At 42.4% G+C, this 16,165-nt stretch carries 16 protein-coding genes and 1 rRNA gene; 12 read left to right on the plus strand and 5 right to left on the minus strand.

All coding sequences use genetic code 11. The features are described from left to right. Window positions 1–197: 197 nt before the first annotated feature. The gene (locus WA325_RS18530) at window positions 198–1,187 is read left to right on the plus strand and encodes a glycosyltransferase family 2 protein (RefSeq protein WP_010333459.1); all 990 of its coding nucleotides are present in this window, start codon (window positions 198–200) and stop codon (window positions 1,185–1,187) included. A 69-nt stretch (window positions 1,188–1,256) separates the two neighbouring features. Then, on the plus strand, window positions 1,257–3,842 hold the full coding sequence (locus tag WA325_RS18535) for a YfhO family protein (RefSeq protein ID WP_202853731.1): 2,586 nt from the start codon (window positions 1,257–1,259) through the stop codon (window positions 3,840–3,842). Here the strand turns inward: WA325_RS18535 and WA325_RS18540 are convergent. Then, window positions 3,839–4,822, minus strand: a complete 984-nt coding sequence (locus tag WA325_RS18540) for a metal-dependent hydrolase (RefSeq protein ID WP_024120657.1) — start codon at window positions 4,820–4,822, stop codon at window positions 3,839–3,841. The two genes, WA325_RS18535 and WA325_RS18540, sit on opposite strands and share 4 nt — an antisense overlap. A gap of 216 nt (window positions 4,823–5,038) precedes the next feature. On the opposite strand from WA325_RS18540, the gene mutY reads away from it, so the two are divergent. Then, the gene (mutY, locus tag WA325_RS18545) at window positions 5,039–6,139 is read left to right on the plus strand and encodes an A/G-specific adenine glycosylase (RefSeq protein ID WP_024120658.1); all 1,101 of its coding nucleotides are present in this window, start codon (window positions 5,039–5,041) and stop codon (window positions 6,137–6,139) included. 22 nt (window positions 6,140–6,161) lie between these two features. On the opposite strand, the gene WA325_RS18550 is transcribed toward mutY, so the two are convergent. Then, window positions 6,162–6,386 (minus strand): hypothetical protein, encoded by a 225-nt coding sequence (locus WA325_RS18550; protein WP_024120659.1) that lies wholly within the window; start codon window positions 6,384–6,386, stop codon window positions 6,162–6,164. 82 nt (window positions 6,387–6,468) lie between these two features. On the opposite strand from WA325_RS18550, the gene fabL reads away from it, so the two are divergent. The 5 genes from fabL (at window position 6,469) to WA325_RS18575 (ending at window position 10,483) form a co-directional block, all read left to right on the plus strand. Next, a complete protein-coding gene (gene fabL / locus WA325_RS18555; protein ID WP_105954870.1) occupies window positions 6,469–7,221 on the plus strand; it encodes an enoyl-[acyl-carrier-protein] reductase FabL in 753 nt (250 codons plus the stop codon). Between the two features lie 70 nt (window positions 7,222–7,291). After that, window positions 7,292–7,549 (plus strand): gamma type acid-soluble spore protein SspE, encoded by a 258-nt coding sequence (sspE, locus tag WA325_RS18560; RefSeq protein WP_024120660.1) that lies wholly within the window; start codon window positions 7,292–7,294, stop codon window positions 7,547–7,549. A 172-nt stretch (window positions 7,550–7,721) separates the two neighbouring features. Beyond that, complete coding sequence (locus WA325_RS18565) at window positions 7,722–7,982, plus strand: YgaB family protein (RefSeq protein WP_024120661.1); 261 nt, start codon at window positions 7,722–7,724, stop codon at window positions 7,980–7,982. 143 nt (window positions 7,983–8,125) lie between these two features. Then, a complete protein-coding gene (gene ntdP, locus WA325_RS18570) occupies window positions 8,126–8,656 on the plus strand; it encodes a nucleoside tri-diphosphate phosphatase (protein WP_003239685.1) in 531 nt (176 codons plus the stop codon). Between the two features lie 84 nt (window positions 8,657–8,740). Beyond that, window positions 8,741–10,483 carry an ABC transporter ATP-binding protein gene (locus WA325_RS18575; protein ID WP_127695642.1) on the plus strand — a complete coding sequence of 581 codons (1,743 nt, stop codon included), beginning with the start codon at window positions 8,741–8,743 and terminating at the stop codon, window positions 10,481–10,483. A 73-nt stretch (window positions 10,484–10,556) separates the two neighbouring features. Here WA325_RS18575 and WA325_RS18580 read toward each other — a convergent pair whose 3' ends face one another. Next, complete coding sequence (locus WA325_RS18580; protein WP_101860259.1) at window positions 10,557–11,618, minus strand: aromatic acid exporter family protein; 1,062 nt, start codon at window positions 11,616–11,618, stop codon at window positions 10,557–10,559. 219 nt (window positions 11,619–11,837) lie between these two features. Beyond that, on the minus strand, window positions 11,838–13,127 hold the full coding sequence (locus WA325_RS18585) for a glutamate-1-semialdehyde 2,1-aminomutase (protein ID WP_044163752.1): 1,290 nt from the start codon (window positions 13,125–13,127) through the stop codon (window positions 11,838–11,840). Window positions 13,128–13,278: 151 nt separating this feature from the next. Between WA325_RS18585 and bcp the strand changes: the two genes are divergently transcribed. Next, window positions 13,279–13,752: a thioredoxin-dependent thiol peroxidase gene (bcp, locus tag WA325_RS18590; RefSeq protein WP_336184069.1), complete on the plus strand. Its 474-nt coding sequence runs from the start codon at window positions 13,279–13,281 to the stop codon at window positions 13,750–13,752. A 134-nt stretch (window positions 13,753–13,886) separates the two neighbouring features. After that, window positions 13,887–14,324, plus strand: a complete 438-nt coding sequence (perR, locus tag WA325_RS18595; protein ID WP_010333472.1) for a peroxide-responsive transcriptional repressor PerR — start codon at window positions 13,887–13,889, stop codon at window positions 14,322–14,324. Window positions 14,325–14,354: 30 nt separating this feature from the next. Here the strand turns inward: perR and WA325_RS18600 are convergent, their stop codons facing one another. Next, window positions 14,355–14,708: a YgzB family protein gene (locus tag WA325_RS18600; protein WP_336184070.1), complete on the minus strand. Its 354-nt coding sequence runs from the start codon at window positions 14,706–14,708 to the stop codon at window positions 14,355–14,357. A gap of 207 nt (window positions 14,709–14,915) precedes the next feature. Here WA325_RS18600 and WA325_RS18605 point away from each other — a divergent pair, with 207 nt between their 5' ends. Together WA325_RS18605 and WA325_RS18610 are read left to right on the plus strand one after the other, a co-directional pair. After that, window positions 14,916–15,800 carry a nucleotidyltransferase-like protein gene (locus tag WA325_RS18605; RefSeq protein ID WP_024120667.1) on the plus strand — a complete coding sequence of 295 codons (885 nt, stop codon included), beginning with the start codon at window positions 14,916–14,918 and terminating at the stop codon, window positions 15,798–15,800. A 295-nt stretch (window positions 15,801–16,095) separates the two neighbouring features. After that, window positions 16,096–16,165, plus strand: a 16S ribosomal RNA gene (locus WA325_RS18610); the annotation flags it as partial.

Consider the following 16,165-nt stretch of genomic DNA (forward strand, 5'->3'; position numbering starts at 1 on the left):
AGACTTTTTCTATGCTTTTTTTTCATACTCTATTTTAATCCTGACAAAATAACATTACATATACTCAAATGTCATACCAAAAATGTAACAAAAAACAGGTTTAAACGACTTTAAAAAAAGGAATAGCCTTACTGAAGATTTGTGTACAATTCCCCTAAGGCAATACTTAAAAAGAATAATAAAAAGAAGGTGCCTTAATGAAGCAAGGATTAATCTCGATTATTATCCCGTCTTACAATGAAGGTTATAATGTCAAACTCATTCATGAATCTTTAAAAAAGGAATTCAAAAATATTCATTATGATTATGAAATATTCTTCATTAACGACGGAAGTATTGATGACACGCTTCAGCAGATCAAAGACCTGGCATCCAAATGCAGCCGAGTGAAATACATATCATTTTCGCGAAACTTTGGAAAAGAAGCCGCGATCTTGGCCGGATTTGAACATGTTCAAGGCGAGGCAGTTGTCGTGATGGACGCCGATTTGCAGCATCCGACCTATTTGCTGAAGGACTTTATTAAAGGCTACGAGGAGGGCTATGATCAAGTCATTGCCCAGAGGAACAGAAAAGGGGATAACCCAGTGCGTTCGCTTCTTTCGTCCCTTTACTACAAGTTCATTAATAAAGCGGTGGAAGTTGATTTGCGTGACGGTGTCGGAGACTTTCGGCTGTTAAGCCGCCAAGCTGTGGATGCACTTTTGAAATTGAGCGAAGGCAACCGCTTTTCAAAAGGCCTGTTTTGCTGGATCGGCTTCGAACAGAAAATTGTTTTTTACGAAAATGTCGAAAGAAAAAACGGCACATCCAAATGGTCATTCAGCAGCCTTTTTAATTACGGAATGGACGGCGTTGTCTCCTTTAACCATAAACCGCTGAGAATATGCTTTTACACCGGCATTTTTGTATTGCTGCTCTCTCTTATTTATATCATAGCCACGTTCGTCAAAATTCTTACAAACGGTATTTCTGTACCCGGATATTTCACAATTATATCTGCGGTCTTATTCCTTGGCGGGGTTCAGCTGTTAAGCCTTGGCATCATAGGAGAATACATCGGCAGAATCTATTATGAAACAAAAAAACGTCCGCATTATTTGATCAAAGAAGCAAATATCCCGAGCAAAGATCTGCCTGAAACGAACGAATTGAAAAACATGCGGCGCCTGACCAAACTGCACTGAAATGAATCAATTGCCATTGGCAGTGCTTTTTTGCATGCTTACAGTTAACGGCAAGACTGGAGAATCCTTATGAAAAAAAGAAAACATGTCATGATTTATGCGGCCAGTCTGTTCATAGCCGTTCTTGCGCACGCTTTTTTTGTGAAAGAATGGGCGGAAGGCAGATATATGACAGGTCCCGGTGACGGACTGGCGCAAATGATCGTATTTAAGAAATTATTATATGAACAATACACGCAAGGAAACTTTTTCTATCATTATTCATTCGGACTCGGCGGCGGCACATTCAGTCAGCTTGGCTATTATTTTTCTGCTTCTTTCCTTTTTCTTGCGACAGCCGCCGCAGTATGGCTGCTGCAATCCGTTCATCTCATCGGTGAGGCGGACACGCTTTTTTGGGCACAGTCAGCCGTTTTTATCAGCATTTTTAAGCTGAGTCTGATTATTTTTACAGCAGCTTCTGTTTTCAGCTATTTGCTCAAACACAGAGCAGCGGCGTTTACGGGTGCTGTACTATACGGAGTATCGATCATTTACTTTCGCCACGAAGCGTATTGGGAATTTTTCACCGATACAATGATTTGGCTTCCGCTTCTCGTGCTCGGAGCGGAAAAAATCATCAGGGAGCGGCGTCCGGCATGGTTTATCATTGCTTGCTCACTGAGCTTAATCAACAATTTTTACTTTGCATACATAAATCTGATTTTTATTGGAATTTATATTTTGTTCAGATGGCTGATCAAGCTGGAAGATCATGAAGTGAAAAAATGGGTTCAATGCAGAATGTTTTTAGTCTCGGGACTCATTTCTTTCGGTATCAGTGCGGCGGTATTTGTGCCGGTGGTTTACGGGTATTTAAATAACCTGCGTCCTCCGTATAATGAAAAAATAGAGTGGCTGAATTTCGATGATAATATTTTATTTTCAAGCAGGATTATCGTGGTGCCAGCCATCTTTTTGCTGTTTTTGTTTGTCATTTCTTTTTATAAACACCGGGTGTTTCGCCTTTTTGCCGGATTGAGCCTTCTGTTTATCCTCTTTCATTTCAGTCCGTACGCGGCAAGCGCCTTTAACGGCTTTTCCGCACCGCAAAACCGGTTTGAATATATTTTGGCCTTTACAATCGCCGGAGCAGCCGCCGCAGGTTTATCACAGCTGCAGGAGCTGAGGCGGAAAGAACTGCTTCCAGCAGCAGTGGTTGTTCTGCTTCTTTACTGGTATCATGTCCAAAGATATGAGCTTGATATATGGAAGCCAGCGAATGAAAGCATCCTACTGCTTTTGTTCCTGACAATCGCTGCTTTGTTTGCCGCAGTTTTTGTGAAAAAACGGGCAAAGCTTGCTGTATACGGTGTGGTGATTTTGTCTTCGCTGCTTGTCGCTAACACCTATCAGAAATATGCGCTCTCAGAAGGAGGCGGGCTGGACAGTGTCTCAAAATCCTATATTACAAGCGAGGAATACAAAGGAGACGAACAATCTAAGCTCATCAGACGTGTGCAAAAGGAAGACAATGACCCGCTCATGAGAATCGACTGGATGAATGGCGTCCGCAATAACACTCCGATTATTTACGGATTTAATGGGTTCAGCGCCTACTCGAGCATTTTAAACAGCCACTTGCTCTCCTTCTATTGGAATGATCTTCGCATCGATATGGGAAGAGAAAGCGTCAGCCGCTACGCTTCATTGGGGGACAGAGCGAATTTGTACAGCCTGCTTTACGGCAGATATTATATGACAGAAAAAGTAAACGAAGCGAATGTTCCATACGGCTTTACAAAACATATGGAATCAGAGCACTACACCGTTTATGAAAATCAATACATGCTTCCTTTCGTCAAATCAGCCGATAAAGTTTACTCAGAAAGGGATTTGGAAAAATTGCCCGCTCTTGCGAAAGAGCAAGCGATGCTGAAAGGAATTGTGTTAGCAGATCCAACTGAAAAAACAGAGCAGCCGCCTGATCTGGCGAATCTGATCTCCAAATCGGACATCACTGCAAAACAAGCTCAATATCAAAACGGACTCCTTACGGTAACTGGAGAAAACGGCGGAGAATTGATCATCACTCCGAAAAAGGCGTCAGCCGGTCCGGGCGATTACTATGTCAGTTTTTATTTAAAAAGCAAAGCAAAAGACAAAGGATTTACGCTAAAGGTAAATGATTATGTCACAACAAGAAAATCCAATCAATCGATCTATAAAACGGGTGTAAATGATTTAACCATCAGAGTGCCTCAATCAGATCATATCTCGATCAGGCTTCCGAAAGGAACGTACGAGCTTTCACACATAGCGCTTTATGAAGAAAATTATCAAACATTAAAAAACGCTGTGTCGCAAAACAAAACAGAGAGAACAGACAGCCTGAAATGGAATAAAAACAAGCTGACATTCACATATCACAATTCCAAACCCCAGTACATCATGCTCCCGATTCCGTATGAGAAAGGCTGGGAGCTGAAAATTAACGGAAAACAGCGGAAAATGGAAAAAGCCGATTACACTTTTATCGGTTTTAAGGCGCAAAAGGGAGACAATCAAATTGAACTGACCTACTATCCGCCATATTTTAAAATATCAGCACTGATTTCTTTCATCAGTCTGCTCTTAGCTGTTATTTATACAAGACGCAAAAAAGCCCGGCTCTAAATAGAGCCGAGCTTTAATTTTTTCTGAAGCTTTTCTTCGCTGAATATCCAGCCGGTATAAGATGAGCGTATCTCAAGATCATGGCTGATATGAACGATTGCCACAAACGGATAGTGCCCTTTACTCCGATAACGCAGGTCAATAAACCGTACCTCGTAATGATCCTTATACGTATCCACTTCCCACCTGTAAACCGGGGAGAACGAAAGAAACGCCGCAATGTTATCATCCTGCTTCGCCGCTTGCATAACGTCGGTTTCAGGAACAGGCACCCGATTAAACGTATCAAGTATCACCACATGCCCGTCCATGCTCCTTCCTACATAAAAAGCATGCGCAGTCGTAACCGCAATCCGCCATTGCCTGAATTTCATCGTCGGTGAAATGATAATGCTTTCGATCTCTTCATGAATCATCTCACGGAGCTGCCGTTTGATTCGCAGCTGCATCATCAGGCGCAAGATATAATAGCCTGCCAGTATTACGTATAAGGTGAGAAATGTGATACCGGGGCTGCCGCCGACATACCAAACCGCGATGGCCGCCAGATGGCTGATAAATATAAACGGATCAAATGTGTTAATCAGCCCGAGTGCCACCCATTTTTTCGAAAACGGCCGGATGGCTTGTGTTCCGTACGCGTTGAAAATGTCAACAAATACATGCAGCACAACTGCCAGCAATGTCCACAGCCACAGATGCAGAAAATCAGCCTGCGGATAAAATAAATACAAAATCGCCGGAATGATGACAGACCAAAACAAAACGGCGGGAATAGAATGGGTAAAGCCTCTGTGATTTCTTATATAAACAGCATTGTTTTTAAGTTTTAACACAGTATCAATATCAGGAGCCTGTGAGCCCGCAAGCGTAGCGATCATGACTGCGTGTGCCATTGCCGGATCTGTTCCGACAACCGGATCCAGTGTCGCGATTCCGCCGAGGGCGATGCCCATGACAACATGTGTGCCCGTATCCATAGGTGACCTCCTTGCAGGTGTATCCTGCACATTCACTTTTGTAAGACATTACCTATTTTTATATACCCAATCTTTTAACCTGTTTAATCGTTCTCATATGTTTCCGCTTTTTCTTTACTTCTATTTAATGTAACATATTATCGTACTGTGCCCTTAGTGTACAACAAAAAACAGTCTAAAGAAAAGCGGGGCGCGAGAGACTGGGGAGAAACACATATGAACGTACTTGAAGATAAGGTAAAACAAAAAGATATACAGCAATTTCAAAATGATTTAATTAACTGGTTCGAAAGAGAACAGCGCATTCTGCCGTGGAGAGAGGACCAAGATCCATATAAGGTGTGGGTATCTGAAGTGATGCTCCAGCAAACGAGGGTAGAGACGGTCATTCCTTACTTTTTACGGTTTGTGGAGCAATTCCCGACAGTAGAAGCGCTCGCTGATGCCGATGAAGAAAAAGTGCTCAAAGCATGGGAAGGCCTCGGTTATTATTCGCGGGTCAGAAACCTGCAAAGCGCGGTTAAAGAAGTGAAGCAGCAATACGGGGGAGTTGTTCCGTCAGAAGAAAAAGAGTTCGGCGGCTTAAAAGGCGTAGGCCCTTACACAAAAGGAGCGGTGCTAAGCATCGCATACAATAAACCGATTCCCGCGGTTGACGGAAATGTGATGCGTGTCATGTCGAGAATTCTGTCCATCTGGGATGATATTGCCAAGCCAAAAACAAGAACAATTTTTGAAGAAGCAGTCCGTGCGTTTATTTCAAAAGAAAAACCCTCTGAATTCAATCAGGGTTTAATGGAGCTGGGAGCCATCATCTGTACGCCGAAATCACCTTCTTGCCTGCTTTGTCCTGTTCAGCAGCATTGCTCAGCGTTTGCAGAAGGCACTGAACGAGAACTCCCGGTGAAAAGCAAAAAGAAAAAACCCGGGATCAAAACAATGGCTGCAATTGTACTGACAGATGATGACGGACAAGTCTATATTCATAAACGCCCGTCTAAGGGGCTGCTTGCCAATCTGTGGGAATTCCCGAATCTTGAAACGCAAAAAGGAATCAAAACAGAGCGCGAGCAGCTCACTGCATTTTTAGAAAGTGATTTTGGCATAAAAGCTGAAATCAGTGACCTCCAAGGTGTAGTGGAGCATGTTTTCACCCACCTGGTATGGAATATTTCTGTGTTTTTCGGTAAAGTAAAACAAGTGTCGGATACTGCAGACCTGAAAAAAGTAACGAAGGAAGAGCTTGAAGAATTCGCGTTTCCAGTGTCACATCAAAAAATTTGGAAGATGGCAGTGGAAGCAGCCGGAGTCATTTAATTCGGCTGCTCGGTAAGAGTCCTTAATCATAACTGACGCGCGTGCCGTGGCTGTAGTCTGCTTCATTGCGCTTCATTCCGCCGCGCGCTTCAATCTCTTGCGTTAATTCACGGTATTTTGATTGGCCTTCTTCGTTCAAATAAGGCATAATTTGCTGAAAGGCATGATGAAAAAAGGCGAGTTCACTGTTTTTCCAGTCCTTTTTGGAAATCATGGTCAATTCGCTCATATCTCGTCCGACATACATAACAGAAGACCCCCTTTAAAGTTCTTGCCATTATTGTTTGTGGAATGAAGAGAACTATACGCTACAAGGAGCTGAGGAAAAAATGGAACAAAATAAATGTGCACTCGTAACAGGAAGCAGCCGCGGCGTCGGAAAAGCAGCGGCGATCAGACTTGCGGAAAACGGCTATAATATTGTCATTAACTATGCACGCAGCAAAAAAGCCGCTCTGGAAACAGCGGAAGAAATCGAAAAACTTGGCGTGAAAGTGCTTATCGTAAAAGCAAACGTAGGACAGCCCGCAAAAATTAAAGAGATGTTTCAGCAAATTGATGAAACCTTTGGAAGACTGGATGTTTTTGTTAACAATGCTGCATCAGGCGTGCTGAGACCGGTTATGGAATTAGAGGAGACACATTGGGACTGGACGATGAACATCAATGCAAAAGCCTTGCTTTTCTGCGCTCAGGAAGCGGCAAAGCTGATGGAGAAAAACGGCGGCGGTCATATCGTCAGCATCAGCTCATTAGGTTCAATCCGCTACCTTGAAAACTATACGACAGTTGGTGTGTCAAAAGCTGCGTTAGAGGCTTTAACCCGTTATCTCGCAGTAGAGCTTTCACCAAAACAGATTATCGTAAATGCGGTATCAGGCGGAGCGATTGACACAGATGCGCTCAAACACTTCCCGAACAGAGACGACCTTTTGGAGGATGCGCGTCAAAATACCCCGGCGGGACGTATGGTCGAGATTAAAGATATGGTTGATACGGTTGAATTTTTAGTGTCATCAAAAGCTGACATGATCCGCGGCCAGACCATTATCGTTGACGGCGGGCGCTCACTGCTCGTTTAAAAAATTTTTTTGAAAAAAGGAATAGCCACTCGATTACCTGCACATTCTAATGACCGTGGAGGTGATAACAATGGCTAACTCAAATAACTTCAGCAAAACAAACGCTCAACAAGTCAGAAAACAAAACCAACAATCAGCTGCTGGTCAAGGTCAATTCGGCACTGAATTTGCTAGCGAAACAAACGCTCAGCAAGTCAGAAAACAAAACCAACAATCAGCTGCTGGCCAACAAGGTCAATTCGGCACTGAATTCGCAAGCGAAACTAACACACAGCAGGTAAGACAGCAAAACCAATCTGCTGAACAAAACAAACAACAAAACAGCTAATCACTGAAACAGAAAAAAGCACTTCATCTTCGGGTGGAAGTGCTTTTTTCTGTTTGAAAAACGACAAAACTTGTGAAAGCTCAACAGAATGAGTCAAAGGGTTTGCCAAATCAGAATCGAAATGATTAATGGTGGAAACGTTTAGACTTTGACCAGGCTGAAGGAGGAACCGATGACGGAATTTGAAAAGCTGGTAATAGAACAGATGAAAACGATGGACAAGCTTCTCGATCTCCAATCAGAGCTCGACCGCTGCAAAGAAATCGAAGCAGAACTCCGGCACTTGGAAAGGGATGCAAGGCTGCGCGGTATTCAGGATGAAATTGCGGTAAAACGAAAGCATCTTGCTGATATACAGGATACATTTCAAAAACAGACAGAGCAGGTGATTCGTTCATATCGCAGCTCAGAAAAGCCGTCTTCCTATGTGTAGAGCAGGAATGTGCCATTCCCAAGCCGGAATGGCTCTTTTATTTTCATTTTTCAATTTGTAACGTTATAATAGGTAAAAGACGTTGTCGGTAAGCAAATTTGGACATACTAACTGTAGGGCTTTATAGAAAGTAGGGGAGAAATATGGGTTATCCCAAGGAAGGAGAAACCATTCAAATTCACAGCTATAAGCATAATGGGCTGATTCATAGAATTTGGAATGAGACAACAATCTTAAAAAGTACAGAAATGTGTGTCATCGGAGCCAATGACCGGACGATGGTAACCGAATCAGACGGCCGGACATGGATAACCAGAGAGCCCGCAATCTGTTATTTTCACGCAAGACAATGGTTTAATGTCATCGGGATGCTGAGGGAAGACGGGGTTCATTATTATTGCAACATCAGTTCTCCGTTTGCCTATGATGGCGAAGCAATTAAATATATTGATTATGACTTAGATGTTAAGGTTTTTCCTGACATGACTTACAATATTCTCGATGAAGACGAATATGATGATCATCGGAAATCCATGAATTATCCAAAAGAAATTGACAGTATTTTAAGAGACTACTTAAACACGTTGCTCCATTGGATTCATCAGCGGCAGGGCCCGTTTGCACCCGAGTTTGTCGATATGTGGTATGAACGGTATTTGCGCTATACAAAATAATGGTTACGTAAAAACCTGTTGCGGGGTACAACAGGTTTTTCACATGGGCTCACACACATCATGATAAAGAGAGGGGGAATCAACGTGGGGGTTATGAAACGCTATATGCAATTCGTCAAACCTTATAAGAAGCAAATTTTCATTACAGTATTAATCGGGATCGTAAAATTCTCCATTCCGCTTGCTCTCCCATTGCTTCTGAAGTACGTAGTTGACGACATTATTCAAGGAGGCGGCACGGCCAGTGACAAAACAACGTCATTGTTCACCATTATGGCGATCATGTTCGCCTTATTTTTAATTTTGCGCCCGCCTGTTGAATATTATCGGCAATATTTTGCCCAGTGGACAGCCAGCAAGGTACTCTATGATATAAGAGCCAAGCTGTTTGATCATATACAGAAGCTGAGCCTTCGTTTCTATGCGAATACTAGAACAGGGGAAGTCATTTCCCGAGTCATCAATGACGTGGAACAAACAAAGGATTTTGTGATCACAGGTCTGATGAATATATGGCTCGATATGCTGACGATTTTGATCGTGATCTCTATCATGCTGACACTGGACGTTAAATTAACGCTTATTTCCATCATTTTGTTTCCGTTATACGGTATATCAGTGAAGTATTTTTACGGCCGTTTAAGAAAGCTGACAAGAGAGCGGTCACAGGCGCTTGCTCAGGTACAGGGGCATTTGCATGAACGGATTCAAGGCATGCCGGTGATCAGAAGCTTTGCGATAGAAGACCATGAGCAGGCCAACTTTAACGAAAAAAACAGCCATTTCTTAGATAAAGCAATCCGTCATACGAATTGGAATGCCAAAACCTTTGCGGTTGTCAACACTATTACAGATCTGGCACCGCTCATCGTGATTGCATTTGCAGGCTATTTTGTCATCAACGGACCGCTGACAGTCGGAACGATGGTTGCGTTTGTCGGATATATCGACAGAATGTATAACCCTGTCAGAAGGCTGATTAATTCCTCTACAACCTTGACGCAGTCAATCGCTTCAATGGACAGGGTATTTGAATTTATTGACGAGCCGTATGAACTGACTGACAAACCAAATGCTATCAAAGCTGACCATATCCGCGGAGAAGTCGAATTTCGAAATGTGTCGTTTCAATATGAAAAGGGAAAAGAAAACATCCTTCACGATGTGTCTTTAAAAGTAACCAGAGGAGAAACCGTAGCCCTCGTTGGAATGAGCGGCGGAGGGAAATCCACGCTCGTCAGCCTGATTCCAAGGTTTTATGATGTATCAAGCGGCAAACTATTGATTGACGGGACAGATATTCGGGATTATGAAGCAAGAAGCCTGCGCAATCAGGTTGGCATGGTGCTTCAGGATACCTTTTTATTCAGTGAAACGATTAGAGAAAATATTGCGATCGGAAAACCTGATGCCACGCTTGAAGACATTATGGAAGCCGCAAAAGCAGCCAATGCACATGATTTTATTATGAGTTTTCCGGAAGGGTATGAGACCCGTGTGGGAGAAAGAGGCGTTAAGCTCTCGGGGGGACAAAAACAGCGGATTTCCATTGCGCGTGTATTTCTGAAAAATCCGCCGCTGCTGATCTTGGATGAAGCTACTTCAGCTTTGGATCTTGAAAGTGAGCACTACATTCAAGAAGCGATGGACAAGCTGGCGAAGGACAGAACAACTTTTGTTGTGGCCCACCGCTTATCAACCATCACACATGCGGATAAAATTGTTGTCATGGAAAACGGAACAATCATCGAAACCGGAACCCATGATGAACTGATGGATTATGACAGTCAATACAAGCACTTATTCACAATTCAAAACTTGAACTAAACATCAATCTTATATCCTTTGATCAAGGATATAAGATTTTTTTGTATAAAAAAACCCGGTGACGTGAACCGGGCTACTCTTCTATTTCCAATTCGCAGTCTTTCGGATGGTACGTTTGAAAGCTTGTAATAAGTGTTTCTAAATGTTCAAGCTGCTCGCGGTATTCCACAGCGCTTGCCATAATATTAAGCATATTATAATCAAGAAGCTCATCATCTGAGTTGCGCTGGTTTCTAAGAAATGACTTTGTCAGCAGCTGTTTGTATTGGATGCCTTCTTCATCTGTATCATCATGCGGTTTAATTTTGCCGACAAACCTCATCAAAATCCGCTCGTGCCAATGAAGCAGGTAATCAAGTTCTTCAGTCAGCGTTTCCTGAAACTCTTCAGGCATATGATAAATCTCGTTTTCCAGGCGATGCAGCTTCTTTAGCGTGTCGAGCGCCCGGTTTGCGGTTATTATCGCCTGTCTGAACAGGACAAGTTTTCTTGATTTCACGTAAGTCGTTTTCTTAAAGTAGCTTCTTTCTTCTTTATATAGAAGATATGTCTGATCAAGCTTGATCATTTTTTCTTTCAGTTTTTCAATATCCTCTTTCAAAATCGAATGCTCTGTTGACTGGCGCATAATCAGCCTGATCCATTTCATAATTTCTTCAGTGTTTTCGACTGTGTTATGAATCAGCTTTGTCTCGTACTTAGGCGGCAGGAACACCAGGTTGACGATAAAGGAAGAAAGTACCCCTAAAATGACTGTGCTTGTTCTGATCAGCGCAAACATTAAGAAGTCGTCACCGGCAGATTCTAAAATCGCAATAACTGTAACAAGAGCAATCGAAATCGTATGTTCAATTTTAAGCTTCAGCATTATGGTAATAACAATAACTGCTGTCAATCCGATCATAATCGGACTGGGTCCGAAAATAAGACCGAACACTGTGGCAATAACAGCTCCGATAATATTTGCCTGAACCTGATCAATAATAATAAGAAAAGAGCGGTAAATTGACGGCTGGATCGCAAATATCGCTGCAATCCCAGCAAAAATCGGTGCGGGAAGTCCGATCCACGAAGCTAAATAAAGAGCCAGCGTAATCGCGATCCCTGTTTTGAAAATGCGGGCACCAAGTTTCATTGGTTTGTGCGTGCATTCCTTTCTATAATAAATTGTTTGACCTAGCAAATGGCTAATCATTAAAATTCCCTGTGAGTTTATTTGCTAAACAATTAAGTAATATACAGGGATCAATACAATTATTCAAGCTATTTTTCAAGAAAATGACCAAAATCTTACACGCTTTTTAAAACTACAAAAAAACAGGAGCATTAAGCTCCTGTCCGGGGATGTGCAATATTACTTTTTAAGATGTTTAAAAGCATCCTCAACAGCAGCAAGCGTATCTTTAATATCCTGCTCTGTATGCGCTGTTGTAATAAACCACGCTTCATATTTAGAAGGTGCGAGGTTAATGCCGCGCTCCAGCATCAGCTTGAAAAACGTAGCGAATGTTTCACCGTCACTGCGTTCTGCCTGATCGTAATTTTCTACTTTCTCATCAGAGAAGTATACCGTCAGCGCACCCTTTAACCGATTGACTGTTATTGTGATGCCGTGGGTTTCTGCGTGTGCCAAAATGCCTTCCTCAAGCATAGCGCCAAGATGGTCAAGCTTTTCATACACGCCTTCCTCTTTCAGCACTTCCAGGCAAGCAATGCCGGATAAAATAGAAGCGGGGTTTCCGGCCATTGTTCCTGCCTGATATGCAGGGCCGAGCGGTGCGACTTGCTCCATAATTTCTTGTTTGCCGCCATAGGCTCCAATTGGAAGTCCGCCGCCAATAATTTTTCCGAGTGCAGTTAAATCCGGTTTCACCTGTAAAAGATCCTGAGCACCGCCATACATAAAGCGGAAAGCAGTAATGACTTCATCATAAATAACGAGGGCGCCCGCATTGTGTGTCAGTTCGTTTACTTGTTCTAAGAAACCTTCTTTTGGCTCAACGATACCGAAGTTGCCGACAATCGGTTCAACGAGAACCGCTGCGATTTCACTGCCCCATTTATCTAAGGCCGCTTTGTAGCTGTCAATATCATTAAAAGGAACTGTAATGACCTCGTTTGCAATGCTTTTCGGTACACCGGCTGAGTCAGGCGTGCCCAGAGTAGACGGACCGGAGCCGGCCGCTACGAGCACAAGATCTGAATGGCCGTGATAACAGCCTGCAAATTTAATAATTTTGGTGCGGCCTGTGTAAGCACGAGCCACACGGATGGTCGTCATCACAGCTTCTGTCCCTGAATTGACGAATCTTACTTTATCCATAGCAGGGATGGCTTCCTTCAGCATCTTTGCAAAAGTAACCTCATGTTTTGTCGGTGTTCCATATAATACACCGTTTTCTGCGGCTTTTTTAATCGCCTCTGTAATATGCGGGTGGGCATGTCCGGTGATGATCGGCCCGTAAGCCGCCAAATAATCAATGTATTTGTTTCCGTCGACGTCCCAAAAATAAGCGCCATTTGCTTTCTCCATTGCAACAGGAGAACCCCCGCCAACTGCTTTATATGATCTTGAAGGGCTGTTTACACCGCCGACAATATGCTCTAATGCTTCACGGTGAAGTTCAACTGATTTTGTATACAAAAATAATAACCTCCTATATCTCCTTGCGTCCCCTCTATTGTAGCATGCTTCCAGACAAGCACAACGGATTCAGGCTCAAGATACAGGGTCATAGTTGTAATCTGGACAAGAATTGGATACGCTTAATACAAAAACATCCGGAGGTAAAGAAATGACTATTGAAATCGGACAAAAAGCGCCTGATATTGAGTTGAAAGGCGATCATGGGGAGATAGTAAAATTATCGGATTATGAAGGGAAGTATATCGTCCTTTACTTTTATCCAAAAGACATGACACCGGGATGCACAACTGAAGCGTGCGATTTTCGTGACAGCCACGAAAACTTCGCTGAGCTGGATGCTGTGATTATCGGCGTCAGCCCGGACAGCGAGGAAAAACACGAGAAATTTAAAGAGAAGCATAATCTGCCGTTTTTGCTGCTTGTCGATGACGAGCACAAGCTGGCGGAGGCGTTTGATGTATGGAAACTAAAGAAAAACTTCGGAAAAGAATATATGGGGATTGAACGCTCCACTTTTTTAATTGACAAAGAAGGCCGGCTCATAAAAGAGTGGAGAAAGGTAAAAGTGAAAGACCATGTAGCTGAAGCGCTCCAGACGCTGAAAGATATGTCGGGAAAGTAAAATCGTCAATCAGTCTCATAGCATATGCTGCAACTTTTACCCTAATATCAATTGACAAATTATCGTAAAAAGAGTTACACTAATTATAAACATTATAATGTAAGAATCTTTTTTAGAAGAGAGGTGCATGACGGATGGCTGCACATGAACTAAAAGAAGCCTTAGAAACGTTGAAGGAAACCGGAGTTCGCATTACTCCTCAACGTCATGCGATTCTGGAATATCTCGTTAACTCTATGGCTCATCCAACAGCGGACGATATATATAAAGCTCTGGAAGGGAAATTTCCTAACATGAGCGTAGCGACGGTATATAACAACTTGCGTGTGTTCCGGGAATCCGGCCTGGTAAAAGAGCTCACATATGGTGATGCTTCCAGCAGATTTGATTTTGTTACATCCGATCATTATCACGCTATTTGTGAAAGCTGCGGTAAAATTGTGGACTTCCACTATCCCGGCCTTGATGAAGTGGAGCAGCTCGCTGCACATGTGACCGGCTTTAAAGTAAGCCACCACCGTTTAGAAATTTACGGCGTCTGCCAAGAGTGTTCAAAAAAAGAAAACCATTAAAATAAGCTGACCGCGAAACGGTCAGCTTATTTATTTCGACATTTTCTTCTTATTATAAGACTCATCAAATTCTTTTCCTTCTAAGCTTTGATCTAAAGTCAGCGGCTCTCTGCAATGCATACACATATCTACTCTGCCTAAAACCTTGGTCTCTTTTTCACAGCCTGGACAAATGACCCGAACCGCTTTGGTCGAGAGCATGCCGATCCAAAAATAAACAACCGTGCTGAGCCCGATAGATAAAAGCCCAAGTATCATAAACAAACTCGAAAGCAAAACGGATTCCTTAAAAAAGATCCCGATGTACATAATGATAAACCCAACGAAAACCAAACTTAACGCAAACGTTCTGATTTTATTAATTTTGCTGGAGTATTTCGTCATGTCCATCCCCCTCTGAATTAAATATAGCACAAACCTGATGGTATTTTCTTCATGTTTTCGTTTGAAATGGAATTTAAATATGGAGACTTGCTTTGAAATTGTTTATAATAGTTCAATGTGTTTAGAAAAAAGGAATTTCGTTTTAACCATAGAATTGAATCAAATAGAGAATAAAAAAAATTGAACAATTGCATTGGAGGAATAGTGATGGAAAATCTTCTCCGTCCAATTTACCAAGAAAGAGCAAGTCATCCCAATACATTGGCTGTTATTATGATTGAGAGAAGAAACAAAACGTCTTCCATAACAGATAACTTTGATGCCGCTTTGCTTGTCATTGTAAAGCAGTCTGATAAGCCTGTTTTTATAAAGCATTATGAATTTGATCACAAAACAGCCTCTTTGCATGTGATAACTGACGCTCAGGTTCAAGAATGGATTTTGCTCGGCACAAATAGAAGAATCATAGATTGGATTGTAAACGGAAGAGTCATGTTTGACCGCAATGAGTATATTGCTGAGCTTATCGACAGGCTTAATACTTTTCCGTTTGCAGAACGCAAACTGAAGATCGGTCTTGAATACGGCAAGTTAATTAGAAGATACGTTGAAGGAAAAGCTTTCTTTGAAGCCAATCAATTTTTAGATGCCTACAATGCGGTAGTCCATGCATTGCATCATCTAGCACGTATTGAAGTAATCGACAGAGGATTCCATCCGGAAACCACTGTGTGGAGTCAAGTGCGTCAGATGGAGCCGCAAGTGTACAAATTATATTCCGAGCTGATTGAAAGTCACGAAAGCTTGGAAAAAAGACTTGAATTATTATTCTTAGCAAATGATTTTCTTATTCATTCTAAAGCTGAGATTGGTTCAGCACATCTTTTCGAAGTGATGAAAGAAAAGGACATCTGGCAATTTAGCGAGCTTCTTCAGCATCCTGACTTAAAACATTTCACTCAAGACCTTGGCGTCATGCTTGATTACCTGACGGAAAAAGGTCTTATCAGCGTGTGCCGAATTGAAACCAAAGGACAGGCTGTTTTTCATCGAGGATATTCTTTCAAAAAAGATGTTGACTCTGATTCCTGAGCATGGTATATTATTAAACGTCGCTGATGCGCTTCTGAAAAAATAAGCTCACAGCGGCGGAGAAATAAAATAAAAAACATTTGACAAAACAAAGTCGAAATGCTATACTAATAAAGTCGCTTCTTAAAGAAGTGGCGAATGATCTTTGAAAACTAAACAAGACAAAACGTACCTGTTAATTCAAGTTTTATTATAAATCGCACAGCGATGTGCGTAGTCAGTCAAACTGAGGTCTGCGCGATGCAGATCACGCAGATGTTACCACAGGATGTGGTGAACTTAATCTGCGATCCATTTATCGGAGAGTTTGATCCTGGCTCAGGACGAACGCTGGCGGCGTGCCTAATACATGCAAGTCGAGCGGA

Source organism: Bacillus sp. 205(2023) (assembly GCF_037027485.1).
GTDB lineage: Bacteria > Bacillota > Bacilli > Bacillales > Bacillaceae > Bacillus > Bacillus halotolerans.

Excerpts from the sequence above, each read along its gene's own strand:
- WA325_RS18565 (WP_024120661.1), top strand. The coding sequence starts at position 7,722 with ATGACGGAATTTGAAAAGCTGGTAATAGAACAGATGAAAACGATGGAC.
- WA325_RS18600 (WP_336184070.1), bottom strand. The coding sequence starts at position 14,708 with ATGACGAAATACTCCAGCAAAATTAATAAAATCAGAACGTTTGCGTTA.
- WA325_RS18550 (WP_024120659.1), bottom strand. The coding sequence starts at position 6,386 with ATGTATGTCGGACGAGATATGAGCGAATTGACCATGATTTCCAAAAAG.
- mutY (WP_024120658.1), top strand. The coding sequence starts at position 5,039 with ATGAACGTACTTGAAGATAAGGTAAAACAAAAAGATATACAGCAATTT.
- sspE (WP_024120660.1), top strand. The coding sequence starts at position 7,292 with ATGGCTAACTCAAATAACTTCAGCAAAACAAACGCTCAACAAGTCAGA.
- ntdP (WP_003239685.1), top strand. The coding sequence starts at position 8,126 with ATGGGTTATCCCAAGGAAGGAGAAACCATTCAAATTCACAGCTATAAG.
- WA325_RS18530 (WP_010333459.1), top strand. The coding sequence starts at position 198 with ATGAAGCAAGGATTAATCTCGATTATTATCCCGTCTTACAATGAAGGT.
- WA325_RS18540 (WP_024120657.1), bottom strand. The coding sequence starts at position 4,822 with ATGGATACGGGCACACATGTTGTCATGGGCATCGCCCTCGGCGGAATC.
- WA325_RS18580 (WP_101860259.1), bottom strand. The coding sequence starts at position 11,618 with ATGAAACTTGGTGCCCGCATTTTCAAAACAGGGATCGCGATTACGCTG.
- WA325_RS18605 (WP_024120667.1), top strand. The coding sequence starts at position 14,916 with ATGGAAAATCTTCTCCGTCCAATTTACCAAGAAAGAGCAAGTCATCCC.
- bcp (WP_336184069.1), top strand. The coding sequence starts at position 13,279 with ATGACTATTGAAATCGGACAAAAAGCGCCTGATATTGAGTTGAAAGGC.
- perR (WP_010333472.1), top strand. The coding sequence starts at position 13,887 with ATGGCTGCACATGAACTAAAAGAAGCCTTAGAAACGTTGAAGGAAACC.
- WA325_RS18535 (WP_202853731.1), top strand. The coding sequence starts at position 1,257 with ATGAAAAAAAGAAAACATGTCATGATTTATGCGGCCAGTCTGTTCATA.
- fabL (WP_105954870.1), top strand. The coding sequence starts at position 6,469 with ATGGAACAAAATAAATGTGCACTCGTAACAGGAAGCAGCCGCGGCGTC.